The 24,441-nt window shown below is 49.6% G+C and carries 23 protein-coding genes and 1 other RNA gene; 23 read left to right on the top strand and 1 reads right to left on the bottom strand.

Features of this window, described 5'->3' with window-relative positions; translation table 11 throughout:
• Positions 1 to 32 precede the first annotated feature (32 nt).
• From KAH19_RS00190 to tnpA, 15 genes are all read left to right on the top strand, one after another.
• Positions 33 to 659 (top strand): MBL fold metallo-hydrolase, encoded by a 627-nt coding sequence (locus KAH19_RS00190; RefSeq protein ID WP_210684634.1) that lies wholly within the window; start codon positions 33 to 35, stop codon positions 657 to 659.
• Between the two features lie 6 nt (positions 660 to 665).
• Complete coding sequence (locus tag KAH19_RS00185; protein ID WP_256437805.1) at positions 666 to 1,736, top strand: AI-2E family transporter; 1,071 nt, start codon at positions 666 to 668, stop codon at positions 1,734 to 1,736.
• On the top strand, positions 1,737 to 3,203 hold the full coding sequence (hemZ, locus tag KAH19_RS00180; protein ID WP_210684632.1) for a coproporphyrinogen dehydrogenase HemZ: 1,467 nt from the start codon (positions 1,737 to 1,739) through the stop codon (positions 3,201 to 3,203).
• Between the two features lie 32 nt (positions 3,204 to 3,235).
• Positions 3,236 to 4,495, top strand: coding sequence for a histidine--tRNA ligase (gene hisS, locus KAH19_RS00175; protein WP_210684631.1), 1,260 nt, complete (start codon positions 3,236 to 3,238; stop codon positions 4,493 to 4,495).
• Between the two features lie 15 nt (positions 4,496 to 4,510).
• Complete coding sequence (gene aspS / locus KAH19_RS00170; RefSeq protein ID WP_009146276.1) at positions 4,511 to 6,307, top strand: aspartate--tRNA ligase; 1,797 nt, start codon at positions 4,511 to 4,513, stop codon at positions 6,305 to 6,307.
• A gap of 143 nt (positions 6,308 to 6,450) precedes the next feature.
• Positions 6,451 to 6,634: non-coding RNA, 6S RNA (gene ssrS / locus KAH19_RS00165), on the top strand.
• A 234-nt stretch (positions 6,635 to 6,868) separates the two neighbouring features.
• Positions 6,869 to 8,155 carry a replication-associated recombination protein A gene (locus KAH19_RS00160; RefSeq protein ID WP_210684630.1) on the top strand — a complete coding sequence of 429 codons (1,287 nt, stop codon included), beginning with the start codon at positions 6,869 to 6,871 and terminating at the stop codon, positions 8,153 to 8,155.
• Between the two features lie 133 nt (positions 8,156 to 8,288).
• Positions 8,289 to 8,957 (top strand): helix-turn-helix transcriptional regulator, encoded by a 669-nt coding sequence (locus tag KAH19_RS00155; protein ID WP_009146278.1) that lies wholly within the window; start codon positions 8,289 to 8,291, stop codon positions 8,955 to 8,957.
• Positions 8,938 to 9,774, top strand: a complete 837-nt coding sequence (locus KAH19_RS00150) for a pyruvate, water dikinase regulatory protein (protein WP_044484866.1) — start codon at positions 8,938 to 8,940, stop codon at positions 9,772 to 9,774. Before KAH19_RS00155 ends, KAH19_RS00150 begins: the two co-directional genes overlap by 20 nt.
• Positions 9,775 to 9,888: 114 nt before the next feature.
• The gene (locus tag KAH19_RS00145; protein ID WP_210684629.1) at positions 9,889 to 10,233 is read left to right on the top strand and encodes a hypothetical protein; all 345 of its coding nucleotides are present in this window, start codon (positions 9,889 to 9,891) and stop codon (positions 10,231 to 10,233) included.
• A gap of 80 nt (positions 10,234 to 10,313) precedes the next feature.
• Positions 10,314 to 12,695, top strand: a complete 2,382-nt coding sequence (locus KAH19_RS00140) for an endonuclease MutS2 (protein WP_210684628.1) — start codon at positions 10,314 to 10,316, stop codon at positions 12,693 to 12,695.
• Positions 12,696 to 12,716: 21 nt separating this feature from the next.
• Positions 12,717 to 13,961: a pyridoxal phosphate-dependent aminotransferase gene (locus KAH19_RS00135; RefSeq protein WP_210684627.1), complete on the top strand. Its 1,245-nt coding sequence runs from the start codon at positions 12,717 to 12,719 to the stop codon at positions 13,959 to 13,961.
• On the top strand, positions 13,933 to 15,624 hold the full coding sequence (locus tag KAH19_RS00130; protein ID WP_210684626.1) for a nucleoside kinase: 1,692 nt from the start codon (positions 13,933 to 13,935) through the stop codon (positions 15,622 to 15,624). The genes KAH19_RS00135 and KAH19_RS00130 overlap by 29 nt, the downstream gene beginning before the upstream one ends.
• A 320-nt stretch (positions 15,625 to 15,944) precedes the next feature.
• Positions 15,945 to 16,751 carry a PD-(D/E)XK nuclease family transposase gene (locus KAH19_RS00125; protein WP_210684625.1) on the top strand — a complete coding sequence of 269 codons (807 nt, stop codon included), beginning with the start codon at positions 15,945 to 15,947 and terminating at the stop codon, positions 16,749 to 16,751.
• Positions 16,752 to 17,089: 338 nt separating this feature from the next.
• Positions 17,090 to 17,548, top strand: a complete 459-nt coding sequence (gene tnpA / locus KAH19_RS00120) for an IS200/IS605 family transposase (protein WP_178511231.1) — start codon at positions 17,090 to 17,092, stop codon at positions 17,546 to 17,548.
• 158 nt (positions 17,549 to 17,706) lie between these two features.
• Here tnpA and KAH19_RS00115 read toward each other — a convergent pair whose 3' ends face one another.
• Entirely contained in the window at positions 17,707 to 18,240 is a 534-nt protein-coding gene (locus KAH19_RS00115; RefSeq protein ID WP_210684624.1) for an ECF transporter S component, read from the bottom strand.
• Positions 18,241 to 18,455: 215 nt separating this feature from the next.
• On the opposite strand from KAH19_RS00115, the gene pyrH reads away from it, so the two are divergent.
• The 8 genes from pyrH to rseP all read left to right on the top strand — a co-directional run bounded on the left by pyrH (position 18,456) and on the right by rseP (position 24,430).
• The gene (gene pyrH / locus KAH19_RS00110) at positions 18,456 to 19,184 is read left to right on the top strand and encodes a UMP kinase (protein ID WP_021721057.1); all 729 of its coding nucleotides are present in this window, start codon (positions 18,456 to 18,458) and stop codon (positions 19,182 to 19,184) included.
• A complete protein-coding gene (frr, locus tag KAH19_RS00105; RefSeq protein ID WP_009146287.1) occupies positions 19,184 to 19,747 on the top strand; it encodes a ribosome recycling factor in 564 nt (187 codons plus the stop codon). Before pyrH ends, frr begins: the two co-directional genes overlap by 1 nt.
• A complete protein-coding gene (locus KAH19_RS00100) occupies positions 19,747 to 19,950 on the top strand; it encodes a hypothetical protein (RefSeq protein ID WP_021721059.1) in 204 nt (67 codons plus the stop codon). The genes frr and KAH19_RS00100 overlap by 1 nt, the downstream gene beginning before the upstream one ends.
• 17 nt (positions 19,951 to 19,967) lie before the next feature.
• Positions 19,968 to 20,132 carry a 4Fe-4S binding protein gene (locus KAH19_RS00095; RefSeq protein WP_009146289.1) on the top strand — a complete coding sequence of 55 codons (165 nt, stop codon included), beginning with the start codon at positions 19,968 to 19,970 and terminating at the stop codon, positions 20,130 to 20,132.
• A gap of 122 nt (positions 20,133 to 20,254) precedes the next feature.
• On the top strand, positions 20,255 to 21,043 hold the full coding sequence (locus KAH19_RS00090) for an isoprenyl transferase (RefSeq protein WP_210684623.1): 789 nt from the start codon (positions 20,255 to 20,257) through the stop codon (positions 21,041 to 21,043).
• Between the two features lie 286 nt (positions 21,044 to 21,329).
• Positions 21,330 to 22,208: a phosphatidate cytidylyltransferase gene (locus KAH19_RS00085; RefSeq protein WP_210684622.1), complete on the top strand. Its 879-nt coding sequence runs from the start codon at positions 21,330 to 21,332 to the stop codon at positions 22,206 to 22,208.
• 10 nt (positions 22,209 to 22,218) lie between these two features.
• Positions 22,219 to 23,370, top strand: a complete 1,152-nt coding sequence (locus KAH19_RS00080; RefSeq protein ID WP_210684621.1) for a 1-deoxy-D-xylulose-5-phosphate reductoisomerase — start codon at positions 22,219 to 22,221, stop codon at positions 23,368 to 23,370.
• A gap of 43 nt (positions 23,371 to 23,413) precedes the next feature.
• The gene (gene rseP, locus KAH19_RS00075) at positions 23,414 to 24,430 is read left to right on the top strand and encodes an RIP metalloprotease RseP (protein ID WP_210684620.1); all 1,017 of its coding nucleotides are present in this window, start codon (positions 23,414 to 23,416) and stop codon (positions 24,428 to 24,430) included.
• Positions 24,431 to 24,441 lie beyond the last annotated feature (11 nt).

Raw genomic sequence — 24,441 nt, 5'->3', positions numbered from 1 at the left:
TTGTGCATAGATTTATCAACGGAGGTTGAAGAATGAAGATTTATCATGTAGAAGCAGGTATGCTTGCTACCAACTGTTATTTTGCCGTAAACGAAGCTATCGGTGAAGGCGTTATTTTCGATCCGGGCGGAGATTACCCGACCATCAAGAGAATGATTGAGCAGGCTAAGGCCAAGGTTGTCGCTATTGTGCTGACTCACGGCCACAGCGACCACATCGGTGCGCTGGCAGAGCTGCGTAAGGCTACAGGTGCGCCGGTGTATATCGGTGAGGATGATGCCGACTGCCTGACACAGCCGAACAGAAACCTATCCTTCTTTATCGGTGAAGAATTGAAAAATGAGCCTGCGGACCACCTTGTACATGACGGTGATGTACTGGAGTTGGCAGGCATGAAGTTTGAAGCCTTTGCTACGCCGGGACATACCAAAGGAGGCTTCTGTTATTACTACGCGCCGGGCAAGGTAGTTTTTGCTGGTGATACTATTTTCTGTGAATCTATCGGACGCACCGATTTGCCGGGAGGCAGCTATCGCGCACTCATCCAGTCCATCAAAACAAAGCTGATGGTGCTTGATGACGACGTTAAGCTGTTGCCGGGCCACGGACCTACTACTACCGTGGGCTGGGAGCGTCGCAGAAACCCGTTTCTGCAATAAAACATCATGCTGAAATATTGGCCTCAAATACGTAAAAGCACCTTCTTTAAGCTGGGTGTTGTTACGGCAATATCTTATGTTTTATATTTAATGGCAGGCTTTTTACTGCCGCTGCTGCTGGCAGTAGGCCTGGCCTTCGCACTTTATCCGCTGGTTAATGCTATCGCGCAGGTGCGCATGGCGCACGGCATGATTAAGCTGTCGCGCGTAGTGGCGATTATCCTGGCATTGCTGGCCTTTTGTATCTTTATTTTTATGATTATCGGCTTCATTATTCTGCCGCTCTTCGGGCAGATGAACGAGTTCCTGCAAAAGCTGCCGGCATTGGCCGCCAAATCCAATATCCAGGATTTGGACAGCATGCTGAAGGATCCGTCTACAATTCCGCTGCTGCCTTCCGATTTCAATATGTTGGTCAACGGCTTGCTGAACTGGGCGATGGGCTTTGTGGGAACGGTGCTGCGTAATCTTGTTCAGTCCAGCTTGGGAATTGTCCAGAGTCTGATAGGCCTGATTATCGTGCCTTTCCTTGCTTTTTATTTTCTTAAGGACTGGCGCGAGCTGCGCTCGATGGTGATTAATCTGTTCAACTACGATGCGCAGGACAAAGCGGCGGAGGTTGTGGACGAAATCGGCAGAACCATGAGCGCCTATGTGCGCGGTATGGGCAAGCTGAGCCTGATTTCCGGCTTCGTTATTACCATCGGCACGGCTGTTTTGGGTATTGACTTTCCGCTGGTGCTCGGCTTTTGGGCCATCCTTGCCGAAACGGTACCGGTAGTCGGCCCGCTGATGGGCGCTGTGCCTGCTGTGTTTATTGCCTACGGTCAGGCGCCGGAGGCTGCCTTTCATGTAGCGCTTTTTTATCTGGTATATTATCAGCTGGATGCCAATTTTATTATGCCTAAGCTCATGGGACAGAAAATTGATTTACATCCTGTAGTTTTGATTATCAGCCTGCTCATCGGTGCTAAGCTGTTCGGTATTCTCGGTATGGTTTTTGCCGTGCCGGTAGCAGCAATCTACAGAGTGCTGTACAAGCAGCTGTGGCATGCCGGTGAAGGACGGGAGAATTAAATGTTTTTTTGCTTACGTAATACATTGGAGCTTGATGCTGCGCGGCCTGTGAGCGACATGGCCGCATTTTTTGGCTATCAGCCGGCGCCGTCAGCCGCATTGATGCTGACGCTTGCGCGTGAGCATGGCTGCGTCAGCGCCTGCCTGCAAGGTGCGGAGCAAAGCTTTACAGCGATCGAGCCTTGCAGCGAAGCTGCGGCAAGCGGTGATATAACGCGTTGCGTGAAGCTTGTCGTGCTGAAGGTTTTTGCCGAGCTTACCGGCCTGCAGCCTAAGCTGCCCTGGGGCATTCTTACGGGCGTGCGCCCGACGAAGCTGGCGCATAAGCTGCTGGACAGCGGTGTGGAGGCTGCGGCCCTGCCGGAATATCTGAGCGAAAATTATTTGCTGCCAATGGCGCAGGGAAGGCTGCTTACGGACATTGCTCTGAAGCAGAAGCACATCCTCAGCGACAGCACGCGTCTTACGGATACCGGTATTTATATCGGCGTGCCGTATTGTCCATCGCGCTGCAGCTATTGTTCGTTTCCGGCGGGAATTGTGCCGCAGGACGAAGAATCTCAGCAAAACTTTGTAAATATGATTGAACAAGACCTGCAAAATGTGGTACAATTAATAGGTATGCATAGCTTGCGTGTAAAATCACTTTATATTGGCGGTGGCACGCCCACGAGCCTCAGTGATAAGGTATTTGCACGTTTGCTGCAGGCTGTGGAACGAAGACTGCTGCAAAGCAACTGCGAAGGCTTGCAGCATCTGCGCGAGTTCACGGTAGAGGCCGGTCGCCCGGACTGCTTCAGTGCTGCTAAGCTGGCGGCGATGGAGGCGGCGGGAGTGAACCGCATCAGCGTCAATCCGCAAAGCTTTCATGATAAAACGCTGCAGCTGATTGGCAGGCGCCATAGCGTCAGGGATTTCTATAATGCCTATGAGCTTGTGCGCAAAAGCAGGATTCCTGTTGTGAATGTGGATCTGATCATCGGTCTGCCGCAGGAAACGGAGCAGGAGATTGCATATTCTTTGGAGCAGGCAGTAAAGCTGGCGCCGGAGAATCTTACTGTGCATACGCTTACGCTGAAGCGCAGCGCACCGCTCTTTCAAAAGCAGGAGCAGGCAGTGCTGACTACGCAGGCAGCGGAAAAAATGGTGCAGCGGGCCGCTGAGATGGCTGCTGCGATAGGGTTAGAGCCTTACTATCTGTACCGCCAGCATTATATGCTGGGGCATCTGGCAAACATCGGTTATGCCAAGCCGGGTACGGAAAGTATCTATAATATCCAGATGATGGAGGAACGTCATCCGGTGATTGGTGTGGGACCTGCATCTGCCAGCAAGGTGCCTTTGCCTGACGGACACCATCTGCATAAACTGAATATGCCGAAAAATGTGGCAGTGTATGGGGCGCGCCTGCAGGAGCTGGCAGAGCGTCGCCGTGATTTGTTTAATATAGAAGGCACAGACCTGTAATAGGCGCAAGTGCCGTTAGGAGAGGATAGACTATGCTGACAACAGCACCCAGAGGTACGAAGGATATTATGCCTTCCGACGTTAACGCATGGCGTTATCTGGAAGAAACCATGCGCAAGATTTGCGCACAATATGGCTACAAAGAAATCAGAACTCCTGTGTTTGAGCATACAGAGCTGTTCCAACGCGGTATCGGTGATACCACCGACGTTGTTGAAAAGGAAATGTATACCTTTACCGACCGCGGTAACCGCAGCATTACCCTGCGTCCGGAAAACACCGCCAGTGCTGTCCGCGCTTACGTTGAGCATAAGCTGAGCAAGGATGACGCTGCCACGAAGTTCTATTACATCGGACCTATGTTCCGTTATGACCGTCCGCAGGCAGGCCGTCTGCGCGAATTCCACCAGTTCGGTGTGGAAGCTTTGGGCGTAACCGGTCCGAATGTCGATGCGGAAATCATTCTGCTGGCTGTGCAGGTACTGCAGAGCCTGGGCCTGAAGGACTTGAAGCTGAAAATCAATTCCGTAGGCTGCCCCAAATGCCGTCCGCAGCACAGAGAAAAGCTGCAGGCTTTCTTCAAGCCTAACTTCGACGAGCTGTGCAAGGATTGCCAGGGCCGTTTCGACCGCAATCCGCTGCGTCTTTTGGACTGCAAAAATCCGCACTGCCATGAGCTGGGCGAGGGCGCACCGAGCCTGGAGGAATGCCTGTGCGATGAATGCAAGGAACACTTTGAGGGACTGAAGCAGCTGCTGACCGCTGCAGGTGTTGAATATGAGGTTGACCACAATCTTGTGCGCGGCCTTGATTATTATACAAAAACTGCTTTTGAAATCCAGTACGCTCCGCTGGGCGCACAGAGCGCTGTTTGCGGCGGCGGCCGTTACGACGGACTGGTACAGGAAATCAGCGGTGACGAAGCACGCCCCGGCATCGGCTTTGCTATGGGTATGGAGCGCGTGCTGCTGGCTCTGGAGAAGCAGAATCTGCTGCCAGAATTTGATGAAAGCATTGACGCATATGTTGTCTGCCCCAAGCAGGAAAACTTTGCGCTGGCCTTCAAAACTGCCATCGAGCTGCGTCGCAACGGCTTTAAGGTTGAATATGACTTTAACGGCCGCAGCATGAAGTCCCAGATGAAGCAGGCCAACAAATTCCAGGCTAAGCAAGTGTTAATATTTGGCGAGGATGAGCTCAGCCGTAATGCCGTTACCGTGCGTAATATGGCAACAAGCGAGCAACAGGAAATCGCTGTTAATGATATTATTAGTTATTTCAATACTTTATAAGTAGAGGTGCTAAAGATGATTAATGAAAAACGCAGCCATCATTGTGGTGTGCTGACCAAGGAGCAAGCCGGCGAACAGGTTGTACTGTGCGGCTGGGTTGCTAAACGACGTGACCACGGCGGATTGATTTTTATCGATTTGCGTGACCGCAGCGGTATCGTGCAGGTTGTTGCCGATCCCGAAAGCGCTGGCAGCAGCTTCAAAACTGCCGAAGACATCCGTAACGAATATGTTATCAAAGTAATTGGTAATGTACGTCTGCGTGATGAGGACACCATCAACGAAAACATTCCTACCGGTACCATCGAAGTACTGGCACATGATATCGAAGTGCTGAACGGTGCTAAAACTCCTCCGTTCTACATCAAAGACGGCATTGACACCGATGAAAACCTGCGTCTGAAATACCGTTATCTGGACCTGCGCCGTCCGGAAATGCAACGCAATCTGATTCTGCGTCACAAAGTTGCTAAGCTGATGCGTGACTATCTTGATGATAATCATTTCCTCGAGATTGAAACTCCGATGCTGTGCAAATCCACTCCGGAGGGTGCTCGTGACTACCTCGTTCCGAGCCGTGTAAACCCCGGCAAGTTCTATGCACTGCCGCAATCTCCGCAAATCTTCAAACAGCTGCTGATGGTAGCCGGTATGGAGCGTTATTTCCAAATCGCACGCTGCTTCCGTGATGAGGACCTGCGTGCCGATCGTCAGCCGGAATTCACCCAGCTGGACATGGAAATGTCCTTCATGGAAGTTGACGAAATCCTAGAGCTGATGGAAGGCTTAATCCACCACATCTTCAAGGGTGCTCTGGGCAAAGATATCCAGATTCCTTTCCAACGTCTGACCTGGGACGATGCTATGGATCGTTTCGGCAGCGACAAACCGGACCTGCGCTTCGGCATGGAGCTGAAAAATGTCAGCGAAGCTGTTCAAGGCTGCACCTTCCAGGTATTCAACAATGTTATCGCTAACGGCGGTCAGGTAAAATGCATCAACGTTAAGGGTTATGCGGATATTCCGCGTCGTCAGCTGGACGAGCTCGTTAAATTCTGCGGCATCTACGGTGCTAAGGGTATGGCTTGGCTGCAATTCCCGGCAGAAGGCGGCGTAAAATCTTCCATCGCTAAATTCTTCAGCGATGAAAACATCGAAGCAATCAAAAAAGCTGCTGAAGTTGAAGCAGGTGACCTGCTGCTCTTCGTTGCCGATAAACCGTCTGTAGTTGCTGCTTCTCTGGGCGCACTGCGTATCGAAATGGCTAAACGCCGTGGTCTGATTGATCCGGATAAGCTGGCCTTCACCTGGGTAGTTGACTTCCCGATGTTCGAGTACAACGAGGAAGAAAAACGTTATGTTGCAATGCACCATCCGTTCACCGCTCCGCGTGACGAAGACCTGCCGCTGCTGCTGACCAACCCTGGCAAGGTTTATGCTAAGGCTTATGATATGGTTCTGAACGGCACCGAAATCGGCGGCGGTTCCATCCGTATCCATCGCCGCGACGTACAGAAGAAGGTATTCGAAGCTATCGGATTGTCCGATGAGGAAGCACAAGAGAAGTTTGGCTTCATGATGAACGCATTCGAATACGGTGCTCCGCCACACGGTGGTCTGGCATTCGGTCTTGACCGTCTGATCATGATTATGGCTCAGCGCGATTCTATCCGCGACGTAATTGCTTTCCCGAAAACTCAGAGCGCATCCGATCTGATGACTCAGGCTCCTAATGATGTTGATGAAAAACAGCTGCGTGAGCTGCACATCAAAACCAGCCTGCTGATGAAGAAGGATAAAGAAGACAAATAAGCACTTTAGCCCGCTTCTGTCAAGTGGATAAAGCAAAATAAATATTCAAAAATTTTTAATGGAAGCGTTGAAAAACGCTTCCATTTTTGGTATTATATGTATGTCGATAGAAGTTAAAGACAATTGAAGAATAGTTGTTAATTATACCCCTGCGATGTTCGTTACATTGCTCCAAAGGTTTTGAGCCAACACTCTAACCTAGGGAGCCTGATACTCCTTCTTTCAAAAACATGCCTCCTTTGAGTGGACGTTTGCGATTGGTAGGGAAGGCACCCACCTGCACATGCAGGTTCAAAACACGGAGCTGGACGGCATTGTGGGGATTAATTTTTTTATGAGATAATTCAAACTAGGGATTTTGCTATTAAGCCTCTCCTTGGGGAGAGGTGGCATCGCAAAGCGATGACGGAGAGGGGAATTGCTGCACATAAAAGACTTCGTAAGTGTGAAGCGTGCGGACCCCTCTCAGTCACCCTGCGGGTGACAGCTCTCCCCAAGGAGAGCCTTATGTACCATTGATAACATATAATTTTCGTCATAGAAGGATACAGGTAAAGAGCGATGGAAAATCTATTCGGTAATTTATTTGAAACTGAAAAGCGACAGACGAAGCCTTTGGCTGACCGCATGCGTCCCGAACGCCTCAGCGATTTTGTGGGGCAGGAGAGCGCCGTGGGCGCAGGCAGTCCGCTGCGCCGTATGATTGAGCGTGATGTACTGCAGTCCGTACTCTTTTACGGACCTCCGGGAACCGGCAAAACAACGCTGGCGAAGGTCATCGCGCATGTCACCGGCGAAAAGTTCGAGGCCATCAACGCTGTTTCCAGCGGTGTGCCCGAGCTGCGCAAGCTCATCGCCAAGGCGCAGGAGGACAGGCGCAACGGACGCGGCCGTACTATCGTGTTTATCGACGAGATTCATCGCTTCAACAAGGCGCAGCAGGATGTGCTGCTTCCTTATGTGGAAAACGGCACGATTGTGCTCATCGGTGCTACTACCGAAAACCCTTTCTTCGAAATCAATTCGCCGCTGCTTTCGCGCATGAAGGTGGTGCGCCTGGAAAAGCTGCAGGCACCGCAGATTCAGCAGATTCTGGAGCGTGCGATTGCCGACCCGGAGCGCGGCTTCGGCAACAGCTTTAAGGCGGAGCCTGAGGCGCTGAGGATTATTGCCGATTTTGCGGCAGGTGATGCCCGCAGTGCGCTGAACATTCTGGAGCAGGCTGAGTTCATGCTGCCGGAGGAGGGCGAGCGTGTGCTGACGGTGGCAACGCTGCGCAGTGTTATCGGTACGGCACTGCAGCGTTACGATAAAAAGGGCGACCAGCATTACGATATCATCAGCGCTTTTATCAAGAGCATGCGCGGTGGTGATGCGGATGCTGCACTGCATTATCTGGCGCGCATGATTGAGGGCGGCGAGGACGTGCGCTTTGTGGCGCGTCGCGTCGTTATCTGTGCGGCGGAGGATGTAGGCCTGGCGGATCCGCAGGCGCTGGTGGTAGCCAACGCTGCGGCGCAGGCTGCGGATTTTGTAGGCTGGCCTGAGGCGCAGATACCGTTGGCGGAGGCAGTGTGCTATATTGCCAACGCACCCAAGAGCAACACAGCCTATATGGGCATTGCCAAGGCGCGTGCGGATGTGCGCAGCCGTAACTGCGGCAGTGTGCCTAAGCACTTGCGTGATGCGCATTATCCCGGTGCCGCCAAGCTGGGGCACGGCATAGATTACAAGTATCCGCACAATTTCCCAGGAGGCTGGGTGGAGCAGCAGTACCTGCCGGATGAGCTGGTGGGAACGCGCTATTACATTCCCAGCGGTCACGGTCAGGACAAGGGGCGCAGATAAAAATAGCATAATTAGAAATTTAAGCTATACAGCTAAAATTTGCAGAAATTATTTGTGACGCAATCTAGCATTTTTTCTGTTAATAGTGTATACTATACCTATATTATAGACTATTGTATTAGACAGAAAGGGTGTGAAGATCATAGCTTTAAGCAACAGGCAGAAGCAAATTGCTGAAATTGTACGTCTGGACGGACCTATTACCGGCGAGCATATAGCCGAAAGGCTGAATGTAACCCGCGCTGCCTTACGCAGTGATCTGGCAATCCTTGTTATGGGCGGTATTCTTGATGCGAGACCGAAGGTTGGTTATTTTTATACCGGTAAAAATACTTTGGGTATGCTGATGGAAGAAATTTCTGCTATTACTGTGCAGGATCTGCAGTCGGTACCGGTAGCGATTAAACATGACAAGAGCGCCTACGAAGCAGTTGTTACCATGTTCCTTGAGGATGTCGGAACGGTGTTCGTGCTGGATGAGGAAGGCATGCTGAACGGCATTTTGTCGCGAAAGGATTTACTGAAGGCTGCTATTAATAATAATGATTTGCGTGATATTCCCGTGGTTATGGTAATGACGCCGATTTCCAAAATCATCGTAGCTACTCCTGATGAGCCTGCCGCTTCGGCAGCTCGCAGACTGATTGATAATGAAATCGACTGTCTGCCGGTAGTAAAAATCATTGATGAAAAGAAGCGCATGTATCAGGTGCTGGGACGTATCACAAAAACTAATTTTACTCGTCTGCTGGTAGATCTGGCTGAGGGTAAGGGGGGTAATTATCATAATAACGAAGCTTAATCCGGTTATTTATGCTGTATCTGACTCTATTGGTGAAACTGCGGAGTCCGTAGTTAAGGCAACCACCAGTCAGTTCGTAGAAGAAAAATTTGATGTTATCCGTGTTCCTTACGTAAAGGACAAGGAACAGATTGATAAAATTGTAGAAGAGGCTGCAACAAATAATGCGGTTATCTGCTATACAATCGTATCGCCGGAGCTGCGCGAGCATATGGCGGACAAGGCTATGAGCAGTGATGTTGAGGTAGTTGACGTTTTGGGACCGATGCTGAAATCCATCGAAAAGTCTACCGGTCTGCTGCCGAAAAATCAGGCCGGCCTGATTCACTCTCTGGACCACGAATACTTCAAGCGTGTTGAGGCTGTGGAATTTGCCGTTAAATACGACGACGGCAAAAATCCTCTGGGCCTTTTGAAGGCGGACGTTGTTATTATCGGCGTTTCCCGTACCTCCAAAACACCGCTGAGCATGTATCTGGCACATAAGCAGATTAAGGTTGCCAACGTGCCGCTGGTACCGGAGCTGGCTCCGCCCGAGGAGCTTTTCAAGGTGCCGCCGTATAAGATTATCGGCCTGTTGATTGACCCGTTCAAGCTGAACGAAATCCGCAGCGAGCGCCTGAAAACCATGGGCCTGTCCGATACTGCGACCTATGCCGATATGAAGCGTATTGATGACGAGCTGGCTTACGCTAAGGGCATTATGCGCCGTCTGCACTGCCAGATTATCAACGTTTCCAACCGTGCGATTGAAGAAACCGCCGGCATTATCATGGAGTATGTGCGCAAGAACAAGGAACGCCATCACGAAAACTAAATCAGTGTAGCTCTGAGCTGCTGTTGCAGTGAGTCAGAAAGTAAACGGCCATTGGCAGCAAAGCGTCTGCCGGTGGCCGTTTTTGGATAAAGAGGGTTGAAGGAGGTTGCCTTAGTGCACAGATACGTTTTTCATATTCCCTGCGCTGTTTATGATAACGGTGCGTTAAAGTCTGCTCCGTGGCAGCAGGTGATAGATGAGTTTGCTGAGGTGCTGTATAAGAATACGGACGGCTTTTTCGTGCAGGATGCCGTGGGCTATTACAAAGGACGCAGCTATGCGGAAAAGCTGCTGGTGGCCTATACCGCTGCCGATGTGGCTGATGATTTTGTGCGTATTGCCCGCATTTTGCAGCAGGAATGCTATGCCTACGAGCGTGATGGAGAGCTTTTTATCGCGAAGTTATGCCTGTACTTTCAACGGATTGCGTTTTTATGCAGCCTCGGTAAGAGGGAATAGCTGTTGCAGGCAGTAGCACAAAGCTTTGCAAATATGCTATAATAATATATTATGATTTAGATTTAGAGGTGCAAAAAACTATGGCACGCTTTGCTGTGAAGACATTAGAATTTGATAAAGTAAAAAATATGCTGGCCTCCAAGGCCGCAACCTTTTTAGGCAAGCAGGCAATAATTTCCCTGCAGATCGAAAGTGAATTCAGTAAGGTTAAGCGCCTGCAGGAGGAAACTGCGGAAGCGCTGCGCATTCTGGATGAAGGCAGACGTTTTCCCTTCGGCGGTGCGTTCAATATTACGGCCGATGTGAAGCGCGCGGAGCTTGGCAGTGTGCTGGAGCCGGAGGAGCTGCAGCATATCCAGACAACGGTGCAGGCCTTTGCTTCGATGAAGGATTTTACTGCGGAAAATGCGGAAACTGCGCCTAATCTAGCCGAATACGGCGCGGAGCTGACGCAGTTCAGCCGTTTGGAAAAGCAGATTGGCAGTGCGATTGATGAGCATGGCGAAATCAAGGATAACGCTTCCCCGAAGCTCGGCGGTCTGCGTACTGCGATTCAGATTGCCAAAAACCGAGTGAAGGAAAAGCTTGACAGCATTCTGCATGACCCCAATAACCAGAAGTATTTCATGGATAATATCGTGACAATGCGCGGCGACCGATATGTTATCCCTGTGAAGCAGGAATATAAGATGAACTTCCCCGGCATTGTGCACGACCAGAGCGGTACGGGTGCAACGCTGTTTATCGAGCCACTGGCTGTTGTCAACCTGAACAATGATATCAAGCGTTATGTTGCAGAGGAGCACGAGGAAATCGAGCGTATTCTGCGTCAGCTTACGCAGAACGTGGGCGCGGAGGCGAAGGCGCTGCTGTCTTCGCTGGAAATCTTTACTACGCTGGACGTTATCTGTGCCAGAGCTTTGCTGGCGCAGGAGCAGCATGCGGTGCGACCGATGCTGGTGCTGTCCGGAGGCGTAGAAATTGCGCAGGGACGTCACCCACTGCTGCCGAAGAATAAGGTAGTGCCTTTGGACGTACAGCTGGGTGATAAATTTACCATGCTGCTGATTACCGGCCCCAACACCGGCGGTAAGACGGTAGCGCTGAAGGCTGTAGGCCTCTTTGCGCTGATGGCGCAAATCGGTCTGTTTATCCCTGCAAGCAGTGCCAAGCTGCCGGTGTTCCGCGCAGTTTATGCGGATATCGGCGATGAACAGAGCATTGAGCAGAGTCTGTCAACCTTCTCCGCACATATGACGAATTTAATCAGTATTTTAAACGAGGTTAAAGCAGGAGATTTGGTGCTGATTGACGAAATCTGTGCCGGTACGGACCCGAACGAGGGCGCTGCGCTGGCTATGGCGATGCTGGAGCACCTGCATGAGCAGGGCGTGCTGACGATGGTAACAACCCACTACAGCGAGCTGAAAACCTTTGCCTACGGTCACGAGGGTATGGAAAATGCCAGCGTGGAATTTGACCCCGTGTCGCTGCGTCCTACCTATCGTTTGCTGATGGGCGTGCCGGGAAGCAGTAATGCCTTCAATATCAGCCGCCGTCTGGGTTTGGCTGAGGATATTATCCAAAATGCTGGCGAGCTGCTGAACCAGGAGCATGTGCATATGGAAAATGTACTGCAGGAGCTGGACAGCGAACGTCGCCGTTATGAAAGCAGCAGCAAGGAGATTGAGAACCTGCGCCGCGAAAGCGAGCAGCTGCGCAACGCGTTGGCGTACTCCAAGAGTGAGTTTGAGCGCCGCAAGAATGAAATGCTGCGCAAGGCGCGTGAGCAGGCGGATGAAATCTACCGCCGCAGCCGCCGTGAATCCGAAGCAGTGCTGAAGGAGCTGCGCTCTATGAAGGCTGACTTCGATACAAAGCGCCTGGAGCAGGCGGCAGAGGAAGCGCGCAAGAAGCTCAACAAGACATTGAGCGAGGACGCTCCGTTGCCGGAGGGCGCACCGTTATCTGCCAAGACGGCCAAGAAGGGCCTGAATGTCTTTGTTGTTTCCTTAGGAAAGAACGGTATTATTACCGATGTCAACGGCAACGATGTAACAGTGCAGGTTGGTATCCTGAAAATGACTGTGCCGGCAAAAAAATGCCTGCTTACCAAGGCACAGCCTGCGCATACCGATGCTGCGCCTAAAAAGCGCAAGGGCTTCAGCAAGAATGCTGCTGCCAATTACGCACACCAGATGTTCATTGCCAAATCAGGCAGTGCCAAACAGGAAATTGATTTGCGCGGGATGACGCTTGATGAAGCAATTCCCGTTGTAGATAAAGCTATTGATGATGCACTGATTGCCGGTATCGGCCAGCTGCGACTCATCCATGGCAAGGGAACCGGTGCCTTGCGCGCCGGACTGACAGCGTATCTGTCGACCAACCGCTTTGTCAAGAAGCTGGAGACGGCGGCGCTGGAGGCCGGTGGCAGCGGCGCTACGGTAATTGATTTGTAATTTTGAAAGGAGTAGTTAACTATGACTATGAGTATTGCTGCAAAACACGCTAAGGGCAAATCTGCCCAAGATAAAATTTTCGGAGCTAACGCTGCTGCAGTGGCAGCTGCTGCCAAATACGGCAAGGATGCCGTTACCAATGCTACCATCGGCGCTATTTTAGACGAGGATGAGAAGCTCGTCTGCCTGCCGACTGTAGAGGAGGTTTTCCGCGGTCTTTCCACTAACGAAATGATTGCTTACGCACCTATCAGCGGTCTGCCTGAATATCTGGACTGTGTTCTGACTGCTGCCTTCGGCAACTCCCGTCCGGAAGGCTACATTTCTGCAGTTGCAACCGCAGGCGGCACCGGTGCTATCCACCATGCTATCTGGAACTACACCGATAACGGTGACACCGTGCTCTGCTCCGACTGGTACTGGGGCGCTTACAAAGTACTGTGCCAGGATATGGGCCGTAATTTTACCACCTATAAAATGCTGGACGAAAACAATAAGTTCAACCTGCCTGCTTTGAAGGAAAAGGTTGACGAGCTGCTTGCTAAGCAGGATAACCTGCTGTATCTGCTGAACACTCCGGCGCACAATCCTACCGGCTATAGCCTGAGCGGCGAGGATATGGACGGCGTGCTGGCAATTCTGAAGGAGGCTGCCGTACCGGGCAAAAATATCGTTTTCTTCCTGGACGTTGCTTACATTGATTATGCCGGTGAAAAAGAAGAAGTACGCAAAATCTTTAAAAAGCTTTCCGGTCTGCCTGCCAACATTCTTTGCATTGTCGGCTACAGCATGTCCAAAGGCTTCACCATGTACGGTCAGCGTACCGGCGCTATGATCGGCGTTTCCTCCGACAAGAGCGTTATCGACGAGTTTGCTGCTATCAACCAATACACCAGCCGTGCAACCTGGTCCAACATCAACCGTCCGGCTATGCGCACTCTGGCAACCATTTACAGCAATCCCGAGCTGCTGGCGAAGGTTTGCGCCGAGCGTGATTATTATTATCAGATGATTAAGGCACGTGCCGACCTGTTCACCAAGGAAGCAGAAGAATGCGGCCTGCCGATGCTGCCGTATGTAGCAGGCTTCTTCCTGTCTATCCCCGCTAAAAACCCGGATGCAATCTGCGAAAAGCTGCATGAGGACAACATTTTTGCAGTTCCGCTGGCTGCAGGTGTGCGTATCGCTGTTTGCGCCGTACCTCTGAAGAAAATCAAAGGCATGGCTGCTAAGGTTAATGCCGCAATGCAAGCTGTCGGCGAATAAAATGCTTAAGCTGCAGTTGTCCAATGGACAAATTATCGAAGTAGAGGAGGGCAGCACACTGCTGCCCCTGGCTCAACGCTTTAGTGCAAAATATGCTTCTCCCATCGTTATGGGACTCTATAACGGTGAGGAATGTGACCTGCAGCGTCCGTTGACTGCTGACGGCACTGTTGATTTCGTGGAAGTCAACAATTCCGTAGGCATGCGTGTTTATGTGCGCACGCTGCTGTTTATGCTGATTGCGGCAACCAAAAAGCTTTATCCTGATGTGCATCTGGAGGTGCGCAACTCCCTGGGAAGCGCGCTCTACTGCAAGGATAACAGCGAGCGTAAGCTCACTGCTGAGGATATATGCAGCATTGAAGAATATATGCATAAAATGGCAGAACGCAAGGAGCCTATTAAGCTGCTGCGTCTGCCTAAATCCGAGGCTATTGATATGGCCTGCGCCATCTGCAGCGATGATAACCTGGCGCTGTTGGCTCAGGTGCCCGATGATACTGTGCTGACGATTAACATTCTGGAGGGCGTGCCCGGTTATCTCTTCGGACCCATGTGCCCGGATGCTGGTTATGTGCCTTACTTTGAGCTGCTGCCGTATGCTGACGGTGTGATTATCAATTATCCTGACGACGGCAACTGGCAGGTGCTGCCGCCCTTTGTAGACCAGCCGCGCCTTAACGATGCCTATCAGGAGGCAGAAGAATGGTCGGCCATGATTCACTGCAATACCGTGGGCAAGCTCAATAAAATTATTGATTTAGGCTATGCCGAAAAAATTATTCAGGTAGCGGAAGCGCTGCATGAAAAGAAGCTGGCTAATATTGCCGATATTCTGGCAAGTCACCATGAGCTGAAGCTGGTTCTGATTGCAGGTCCGTCCTCCTCCGGCAAGACCTCTACGGCACAGCGTTTGAGCATCCAGATGGCAGTCAACGGCCTGCGTCCGATTGCCGTTTCCATGGATGACTATTATAAAAACCGTGTCGATTCGCCGCGTAAGGCTGACGGCAGCTATGACTTTGAATGTCTGGAGGCTATCGACCTGGAGCTGTTCAATGAGCATCTGCAGCGTCTGCTGGCAGGTGAAAAAGTGAAAATGCCCAAGTACAATTTCCGCACCGGTTGCCGTGAATATCGCGGCAATGAGCTGCAGCTGCAGGAAAATTCCGTGCTGGTTATCGAAGGCATCCACGGCCTGAATGAAAAGCTGACACCGTCCGTACCGGCGGAACATAAAATCAAAATTTACGTCAGTGCGCTGACGCCGATGTCCTTTGACGAGTACAACCGCATCCGTACTACCGATATGCGTCTGCTGCGCCGCATGGTGCGCGACAGTCAGTTCCGTTCGCATGATGCGGAAACTACGCTGAAAACCTGGTCCGACGTGCGTGAGGGTGAAGAAAAATACATCTTCCCGTACCAGAGCAGTGCCGATATTATTTTCAACACTACGCTGATTTACGAGTTTGCCGTACTGAAAAAATATGCGGAGCCGCTGCTGCGTGCTGTACCGCAGTCCGCAGGCATGGCCTATACTACTGCGCGCCGTCTGCTGAACATTTTAAGCTACGTTAAGCCGTTGGAGGATGAGGTTATTCCCAATAATTCTATCCTGCGCGAATTTATCGGCGGCAGTGTGTTTAAGGACGCACTATGATTGAAAGAATGCATTAAGTATAATTTATGCTATACTCAATTCGATAAGAAAAGTGCTTGAATTGAAAAAATAATATTAAAGTTTTTACTTATTCTTAGCTTCCAAGGCGTTCTGCCAAAAGTAGGGCAGGACGCCTTATTTTTAACCATAATAGTAAGAACTTTCACACTTTTCTTGACATTATCGCAATTATCTGATAATATAAATCAGTAAGATTTTTGCACGCCTACCCGGAGTAGGTCACTGCAGCGTTACGAACGCCTTATGTATTATTTGAAGTAGTACATAAGGCGTTTTTTACCAAGAAAGGAGTTGAAGGAATGGTAACACTGAAAGAAGATACCAGAAAATCTATTGCCGAACTAACCCTGATGGATGATATTTTTATGAACAAGGTCTTTGATAATGACATCGGGCGTACCGCACTGCTGTTGCGAATTATCCTAAAGAATGATAAGATAAAGGTGATAAAGGCTACGACACAGCAGAAGCTGAAAAATTTGCTCGGACATGATCTGCAGCTGGACATTTTGGCACAAAACGAAAACGGTACGCTCTTTAACGTAGAAATACAAAACCAAAGTAGCGGTGCAGCGGCACGCAGAGCACGCTATCATCTGAGTCTGCTTGATTCACTGAGTTTGCCTAAGGGCAAGACCTATAAGCAGCTGCCGGATAATTATGTTGTTTTTATCACTCAAAATGATGTACTCAAGGGCGGTTTGCCTTTATATCACATAAACAGGAAAATCGAAGAAAACGATAAAGCTTTTGCTGACGGTTCGCATATCATTTATGTAAATAATAAAATTAAAGATGAAACGCCGTTAGGAAGGCTGATGCATGATTTCACCTGCAAAAATCCTGACGATATGTATTATCCCGAGTTGGCAGAAAAAGCAAGATATTTTAAGGAAACGGAAAAGGGGTTGACGAACATGGGCGATGTATTTGAAAAATTTGCAGCAAAAAGAGCTAAGGAAGCAGCAGAAGCAACTACTAAAGAAAATAAGATTGAATTTGCCAAGGGACTCTTGGCTGATGGTATGAGCATTGAGTTTACCGTGCGTCATTCCAAGCTGTCGGAAGCAGAGGTGCGCGAGCTGGCCTCTAAGCTGAGCGCATAATTGAAAAAGTCGCTTGTGCATGCTGCCAAGTCTTTTGGGAAGGTAAGCATATATCTGAAGGCTGTTACTTGGAGAAAATGCTGATATAAGCATACCGGGTGCCGGAATTTACAAAATAAAAAAGCTGTTGTACGTTTGCTTGCGTACAACAGCATTTTTGTTTATGTGGCTTTAGCCCGTGGAGCGCTATCGAGTTTCTTTTCAAAGAAATGAGATAGTGCTTCACACAGAACCACCCGCTATGCGGGTGCGCATTGATTGTTATACAAAAATACGTCATTCCGATATACAATAGTAAGTGTTCAAGTCACTATTGCAAAGAAAGGAATGACGTATTAATGGCAAATAAAACTAACGAATTATCGCATTCAAAGTGGGTATGCAAATATCATATAGTCTTTACACCTAAGTATAGACGAAAAATCATTTATAATCAATACCGTGAGGATTTAATAGAAATTTTTAAACGGTTATGTTCGTACAAGGGTGTAGAAATTATCGAAGGTCATATGATGCCTGATCATGTGCATATGCTACTTAGTATTCCACCTAAAATTGCAGTATCGACATTTATAGGCTATCTTAAAGGAAAGTCAGCGCTTCAAATGTTTGATAAACACGCAAATTTAAAGTATAAGTTTGGCAATAGACATTTTTGGGCAGAAGGTTACTACGCATCTACAGTAGGTTTAAATGAAGCCACCGTAAAGAAATATATTGCGGAACAAGAAAAGCACGATATAGCTTTAGATAAGTTAAGTGTAAAAGAGTACGAAGACCCTTTTAAGGGTAACTAGTATTCAAAACGCCCCTGACAGGGGCAGCGAAAGAGAAAAGTGCAATGTGGCTTGAACAAAGTGAAAGCCAGCGTCTTGAGGCGCTGGCTAGTATTAAGGGCTTATAGCCCGTCGTCAAACCACCCGTTTGACGGGTGGTCATGATTATGCGGTAAAAATTATTTGCGGAACATTTTGTCGAAGCGCTCCAGCAGACCGGCCTTGAAGCAAAGCACCAGGCCGCCGACAGCGCCGACTGCTGCCTGCAGAATCTGGTAGGGCAGTTTGATGTAAGCGTAGTGCGGTGTGCTGTAAATAAAGGCACGTCCCAGAGAATAGCCCACAACCATGATAACAGCGCCTAAAATCACGCCGAGAGCAGCGCCCTTGAAGCTTACTTTGCCGCCGCGGTGTGCCAAGAGGCAGATGACAACAGCCTGAATGCCGTGAGTAACCAGAGAAACGAACATCGGTGTCGGGTAGAAGAATAAATCGCCCAAGAAGGCACCAACGCCGCCGACGATGAAGGCAGCCTTGGGGTCGTCCAGAAGAATTGCTGCCGTGCAGATGATAACATCATTGAGATATAAATGGCCGCCCGGTACCGGCAGACCGAAAGAGCTCATCATAATATTGAGCGCCATAAACAGTGCGGTGATGCAGATTGCCAAGGTGGCGTTACTTTTTTGTGCTTTACGTTCTATATGTTCCATATAAACAATCCCCTCTTTATAAGATGATAAAAACTATTATATCGCTGTTTGGTTATAATAATATTGCCAGAACAGAAAAATTATCTATGGTCAGATTAGCCGGGGAATTTCTTTCGCTAATTCTTCATAAAATTTTTGGTAGAATAAAGCAGGTATTTTTGGTATAATTATTGAATAGAGTATAGGAATAAGTAAAAAAATGGGAGGTCGCTATCGTGACAGAACTTAAGAAATTCAAACGTGTAGTTTTAAAGCTTAGTGGTGAAGCCCTGGCCGGTGAAAAAGGCTTTGGCATTGATCCGACAGTAGTATATGCCTTGGCCAAGCAAATCAAGGCTGTAGTTGAGACAGGGGTAGAGGTTGCTATCGTTAACGGCGGCGGTAACTTCTGGCGCGGACTCAGCGGCAGCAACAAAGGCATGGACCGTGCTACTGCTGACTACATGGGAATGCTGGCAACCGTTATCAACTCTTTGGCGTTGCAGGATGCTTTGGAAAACTTAGAGGTTCCGACCCGTGTGCAGACCGCTATTGAAATGCGTCAGATTGCAGAACCCTACATTCGTCGCCGTGCTATCCGCCATATGGAAAAAGCAAGAGTCGTTATTTTTGCCGCAGGTACCGGTAACCCCTATTTCTCCACCGATACCACCGCTGCTCTGCGTGCTGCAGAAATCGAAGCAGATGCTATCCTGATGGCTAAAAAAGGCGTAGATGGTGTTTATGACAGCGATCCGGCAGTTAATCCGGATGCGAAGAAATTTGATGAGCTGCCTTACATCGAGGTTATCAAACGTCATCTTAGCGTAATGGATTCCACTGCAATCAGCCTGTGCATGGATAACAACATTCCTATTGTAGTATTTAATATTGATGAACCGGGTAACATTCTGCGTGCTGCTGCAGGCGAAAAAATTGGTACCCTGGTAGGAGGTAAGGAATAATGGCAACAGTTAATGAAATTATCAGCGGTATCGAGAGTAAGATGGAAAAATCCGTTGCTGCTCTGCGTGTGGATCTGGCAAGCCTGCGTGCTGGCCGTGCAACTCCCTCTCTGCTGGAGAAGGTTATGGTTGATTACTACGGTTCCCCGACACCTGTAACTCAGGTGGCAAGCGTAACCGTACCGGAACCGCGTATGATTGTTATTCAACCTTGGGAGAAAAACATTCTGAAGGATATCGAAAAAGCAATTATGAAATCTGACCTCGGTCTGAACCCGAACAGCGACGGCATCTGCATTCGTCTGAACCTGCCGCAGCTGACCGAAGAGCGCCGTAAGGATCTGGTTAAGGTTGTACATAAAAAAGCTGAGGAATACCGTGTTGTAGTCCGCAACCTGCGCCGTGATGCCAACGATGCTATCAAAAAAACCGAAAAGGCTAAGGAAATCACTGAGGACGAGGCTAAGAAGGGTACTGAAAAGGTACAGAAGCTGACAGATAAGGTTATGAAGGAAATCGACGCTGCAGCTGCTAACAAAGAAAAAGAAGTAATGGAAGTATAATGGAAATTCCACAGGTTTTGGCACTGCCTCTCAAGGAGGCTGCCCGTCGCTTGGAGGCCGCAGGCTGCAGCTATGAGGTGCAGCCTCTGCTGCCGCCGCGTGCAAGCGAGGCAGACTTTGAAGGACGTGAGGTGCGCAGATATGTAGTAAGACAACAGCAGTTGTCTGCTAATAGATTAGCTCTTACCATTGTGTATAGATAAGGAAGGAGGTGCGACGAATGGCTCTGAAAATTGATAAGGATTCTTGCGTAGGCTGTGGTACTTGTGCTGCTACCTGCCCCGTTGGCGCTATTACTGAAGTTGACGGCAAATACGAAATCGGTGAAGACTGCGTAGAATGCGGCGCTTGCGCTGCTAGCTGCCCGGTTGGCGCTATTGAGTAATTCAAGACTGCAATGCAAAATCAGGAAGGCGGCCTCCCGCAAGGGGGAGGCTCGCCTCTTCTTTAATCAGGGGAAAAGTAAAGAAAACTAAAAGCAAGTTACAAATTTTAGCGAAGGGCTTGATGCTTGTGTTTAGAGGCTTGTTTCAAACAAAAAATAAGACTAAGAATAATATCGTAATGCATACTGAGGATCTGGATATGCAGAATATTCCTCAGCATATTGCTATTATTATGGACGGCAACGGTCGCTGGGCTAAGGCTCAGGGCAAGGTGCGTACCTTTGGCCATCAGGCCGGAGCAGAAACACTGAAAACTATTGTCAGAGCAGCTGATAAGCTGGGAGTTAAGGTTATCAGTGCTTATGCATTTTCGACAGAAAACTGGAAGCGTCCGGTGACGGAAGTAAACTTCATCATGGAGCTTTTGTGCCGTTATCTGACCAACGAAATTGATGAATTTAACGAAAATAACGTACAGGTGCGTTTTATCGGCTCGCGTAAAGGTCTGCCTGAAATTGTGCAGCAGAAGATGGAGCACGCAATAGAGGCAACGAAAAACAACACCGGTATTATTTTGAATTTGGCTATAAACTACGGCGGACAGGCAGAAATCCTGCATGCTGTGCGTACCATTGCGGCAGAAGCTGCCAACGGTACTCTTGCCGTAGACGATATAGATAATAATGTGATTGAAAACCATTTGTATACCAAGGGCCTGCCTGCGCCGGATCTGCTTATCCGTCCGGGCGGTGATTTGCGTATCAGCAACTTTTTGCTCTGGCAGATCGCTTATGCGGAAATCTGGACGACCAAGGTGTTCTGGCCGGAGTTTACACCGGATCATCTGGTGGAGGCGATTTTGGCTTATCAAGGGCGCGAGCGCCGTTTCGGCGGTTTAGTCAGCCGGTAAGACGCCGTATACGTTGTCAGGGCTCCTAGCAGTACGAGTATGTACGGCGTCGTCGCCCTTCCTCGTCTCCGGCATCTTCCCGGCTGCCTAGAGAAGGAGAAAAATAGGTAAGACGCCGTATACGTCGTCAAGGCTCCTAGCAGTACTAATATGTACGGCGTTGTCGCCATTCCTCGTCTCTGGCATCTTCCCGGCTGCCTAGAGAAAGGTGAAAATAGGTAAGATGCCATATACTTTGTCAGGGCTCCAATCAATTTTATAATTCAAAGAAGGATGTATTTTAACTATGTTAACACGTATTATTACCGGTGTAATCGGTATTATTGCGGCAGTTGGCATTATCACCAAGGGTGGTATGCTTTTTAATGCTGCTGTTGCGGTTTTGGCTGCTGTGGCCTGGTACGAATACCACAAGATGGTGGAGAACAAGGGCTATCATGCCTACACGCTGACCGGTGGCATGGGCGCATTGCTGATGGTGCTGGTTGCCGGTGCAGGCTATTATTTTGAGCTGGAGGGCGTTTATACGCTGGCATTTATTGTGATGCTAACAGCGCTGTTCTTCATTTTCAGCACGATTGAAGGCCTGTGGCTGCATTGCAACCGAGGTGAGCAGCATTGGGCAGAGAACAGTGCGCTTACTGCCTGGGGCATGCTGTACTGCGGTCTTTTGTTTGCGCACATTATTTTGTTACGCTCCTTTGACGGTGGTCCGCATATCGATTTGGGATTCCGCGTATTTGAGTACGGCGAAATCTGCCTGTGGATTGTGCTTTTGGGCACTTGGGCAAGCGATACCTTTGCTTATTTCTTCGGCCGTGCCTTCGGCAAGACTCCGTTCTGCAGCGTCAGCCCGAAGAAATCCTTTGAAGGCGCTGTCTTCGGCTTTGTCGGCTGCTTTGTGACCGTACTGTTCTTGTGCATTATCTGCCTTGGTATTGCCCTGTGGCATGCTGTGGCAGTGGCGCTGGCGGTGGCAATTTTTGCTCCGGTCGGCGATTTGATCGAATCCATTGTCAAACGCAGCTTTGATATTAAGGATTCCGGTAAGATTTTCCCCGGTCACGGCGGTGTGCTGGACCGTTTCGACAGCCTGCTGTTTACAGCACCGGTTGTGTATTATCTGCTGATGATTATCAGCGCTTTATCTATGTTTCAAGAATAGAGGATAGCAAATGAAGAATATTTCTATTTTGGGCAGTACAGGCTCTATCGGTCGTCAGACCCTGGAGGTTGCTGCTGCCAATCCTGAAAAGCTGAAGGTACGCGCGTTGGCTGCGCATAAAAGCGATGAGCTTTTAGAGCAGCAGATTAAGCAGTTTGAGCCTGATATTGCCGTTTTGACGGATAAGGATGCTGCTAAACGTTTGGCTGACCGCTATCACGGCAAGACAGAAATCTTAGCCGGGGAGGAGGGCCTTCTGGCTGCCGCTACCTACGAGGGAGCGGATACGGTGCTTGGTTCTATGGTAGGCTATGCTGGCCTGCGCCCGACGTTGGCTGCTATTGCCTGCGGCAAGAACATTGCGCTGGCTAATAAGGAAACTCTAGTTGCTGCCGGCAGCATTGTTATGGAGGCTGTGCGTAAGCACGGTGTAAGCCTGACTCCTGTGGACAGTGAGCACAGCGCTATTTTCCAATCTCTGCGCGGCGGTACGGAAAAGGAAGTCAAGCGCCTGATTATTACGGCGAGCGGCGGCCCGTTCCGCGGCAAAAAACGCAGTGAGCTGGAAAATGTAACTTTGGCGCAATGCCTCAACCATCCCAACTGGAGCATGGGGCAGAAGGTAACGCTTGATTCCTCTACACTGGCCAACAAGGGCCTGGAGGTTATGGAGGCACATTGGCTGTTTGATATGCCTTATGATAAAATTGCAGTTGTCGTGCATCCGCAAAGCATTGTGCACAGTCTGGTAGAGTTCTGTGACGGCAGTGTGATTGCTCAGCTGGGTGTGCCTGATATGCGTTTGCCGATTCAGTTCGCTTTGAGCTGGCCGGAGCGCTATAATTACAGCTTTGAACAGCTTGATCTTGTTGCTGCGGGTAACCTTACCTTTGAAGCACCTGATTTAGAAGCATTTCCTTCCTTGAAGATTGCTATTGACTGCGGTAAGGCCGGCGGCACTCTGCCCTGTGCCTTCAATGCTGCCAACGAGGAGGCTGTATATGCTTTTTTGGCAGACAAAATTAAATATCTGGATATCCCTTATATCACTGCTACGGTTACAGCGCAGCACAACAATGTTCTGCGTCCGCAGCTGGAGGATATTGAAGCAACGGATGCCTGGGCGCGTGCTGCTGCCCAAGGGGTTATTGCTAAATTATAGACTGAATGCCGGCAAGATTAGCCGACTATCGTAAGGAGGTAAAATGCTAACAATATTAGCCGCTGTTTTTGTTTTTGGTGTGCTGGTTACGGTACATGAATTCGGTCATTTTATTACGGCGAAGCTCACAGGTATGCGTGTCGATGAATTTGCCATCGGCTTCGGTCCCAAGCTGTATCAGCAAAAGGACGGCGATACCCTGTACAGCCTGAGGGCTATTCCGCTGGGTGGCTATAATAAAATCGCAGGCATGGATCCCGATGATCCGCCTGAACCGGGAACCTTTAAATCTAAGCCGATACCGTCCAGAATGCTGGTTATTCTGGCAGGTGCGCTGATGAATTTCCTGTTGCCTATTATTCTTTTTAGCGGTATCTTTATGCTGGAGGGCAGACAGGAGCTGGTGAACGAACCAATCCTGGGCACTGTTGTAGACGGTATGGCTGCGGAAAGAGCGGGCTTGCGTAACGGCGACCGCATTCTGACGATTAACAATAAGCCTGTTGCTACCTGGACGGAGGTTGTTACTAACCTGCGTGCGAGCGGCACTAATCCTGTAACGCTTACTGCCGAGAGTCAGGGAGCTGTAAAAAGCTACACTATGACTCCGGTGTATGACAGGGAGGCAGGACGTCCCTTAATCGGCATCAGCCCCAAGTTCAACAAGGTCAGCCTGGGCTTTTTCGGCTCGATTAAAGAAGGCTGCGTATATACCAAAAATATTATCGTTTCTATGCTGAACGGCCTGTACAAGATTGTTTCCGGTAAGGCTCCGGCTGAGGTGGCCGGTCCTATCGGCGTGGCGCAGATGGCCGGTCAGGTGGCGGAAAAGGGCATGCTGCCGTTGATTACCTTTGTTGCCTTTTTGAGCATCAACCTGGGCGTTATCAACCTGCTGCCGCTGCCGGCACTTGATGGCGGACACTTTGTACTGCTGCTTTTGGAAGGCCTGCGCGGTAAACCGCTCGGCAGCAAGGCTATGACAAACATCCAGATGGTTGGTATTGCGCTGATTTTAGCGCTGACAGTATTTTCCACCTTTAAGGATATAACACGTTAAGAGGTGAACGA

This window comes from Phascolarctobacterium sp. Marseille-Q4147 (assembly GCF_017968825.1).
In the GTDB taxonomy this organism is placed as follows: domain Bacteria; phylum Bacillota; class Negativicutes; order Acidaminococcales; family Acidaminococcaceae; genus Phascolarctobacterium_A.
The sequence above is the reverse complement of the archived record's forward strand: the minus strand, read 5'-3'. Positions and strand labels throughout refer to the sequence as shown.

Coding starts and splice junctions, on each gene's coding strand:
- KAH19_RS00140 (WP_210684628.1), top strand. CDS start 10,314: ATGGCACGCTTTGCTGTGAAGACATTAGAATTTGATAAAGTAAAAAAT.
- KAH19_RS00100 (WP_021721059.1), top strand. CDS start 19,747: ATGGAAATTCCACAGGTTTTGGCACTGCCTCTCAAGGAGGCTGCCCGT.
- KAH19_RS00160 (WP_210684630.1), top strand. CDS start 6,869: ATGGAAAATCTATTCGGTAATTTATTTGAAACTGAAAAGCGACAGACG.
- KAH19_RS00190 (WP_210684634.1), top strand. CDS start 33: ATGAAGATTTATCATGTAGAAGCAGGTATGCTTGCTACCAACTGTTAT.
- hemZ (WP_210684632.1), top strand. CDS start 1,737: ATGTTTTTTTGCTTACGTAATACATTGGAGCTTGATGCTGCGCGGCCT.
- KAH19_RS00125 (WP_210684625.1), top strand. CDS start 15,945: ATGGTAACACTGAAAGAAGATACCAGAAAATCTATTGCCGAACTAACC.
- KAH19_RS00135 (WP_210684627.1), top strand. CDS start 12,717: ATGACTATGAGTATTGCTGCAAAACACGCTAAGGGCAAATCTGCCCAA.
- aspS (WP_009146276.1), top strand. CDS start 4,511: ATGATTAATGAAAAACGCAGCCATCATTGTGGTGTGCTGACCAAGGAG.
- tnpA (WP_178511231.1), top strand. CDS start 17,090: ATGGCAAATAAAACTAACGAATTATCGCATTCAAAGTGGGTATGCAAA.
- KAH19_RS00130 (WP_210684626.1), top strand. CDS start 13,933: ATGCCGCAATGCAAGCTGTCGGCGAATAAAATGCTTAAGCTGCAGTTG.
- KAH19_RS00085 (WP_210684622.1), top strand. CDS start 21,330: ATGTTAACACGTATTATTACCGGTGTAATCGGTATTATTGCGGCAGTT.
- KAH19_RS00115 (WP_210684624.1), bottom strand. CDS start 18,240: ATGGAACATATAGAACGTAAAGCACAAAAAAGTAACGCCACCTTGGCA.
- rseP (WP_210684620.1), top strand. CDS start 23,414: ATGCTAACAATATTAGCCGCTGTTTTTGTTTTTGGTGTGCTGGTTACG.
- hisS (WP_210684631.1), top strand. CDS start 3,236: ATGCTGACAACAGCACCCAGAGGTACGAAGGATATTATGCCTTCCGAC.
- KAH19_RS00095 (WP_009146289.1), top strand. CDS start 19,968: ATGGCTCTGAAAATTGATAAGGATTCTTGCGTAGGCTGTGGTACTTGT.
- KAH19_RS00185 (WP_256437805.1), top strand. CDS start 666: ATGCTGAAATATTGGCCTCAAATACGTAAAAGCACCTTCTTTAAGCTG.
- KAH19_RS00080 (WP_210684621.1), top strand. CDS start 22,219: ATGAAGAATATTTCTATTTTGGGCAGTACAGGCTCTATCGGTCGTCAG.
- frr (WP_009146287.1), top strand. CDS start 19,184: ATGGCAACAGTTAATGAAATTATCAGCGGTATCGAGAGTAAGATGGAA.
- KAH19_RS00090 (WP_210684623.1), top strand. CDS start 20,255: ATGCTTGTGTTTAGAGGCTTGTTTCAAACAAAAAATAAGACTAAGAAT.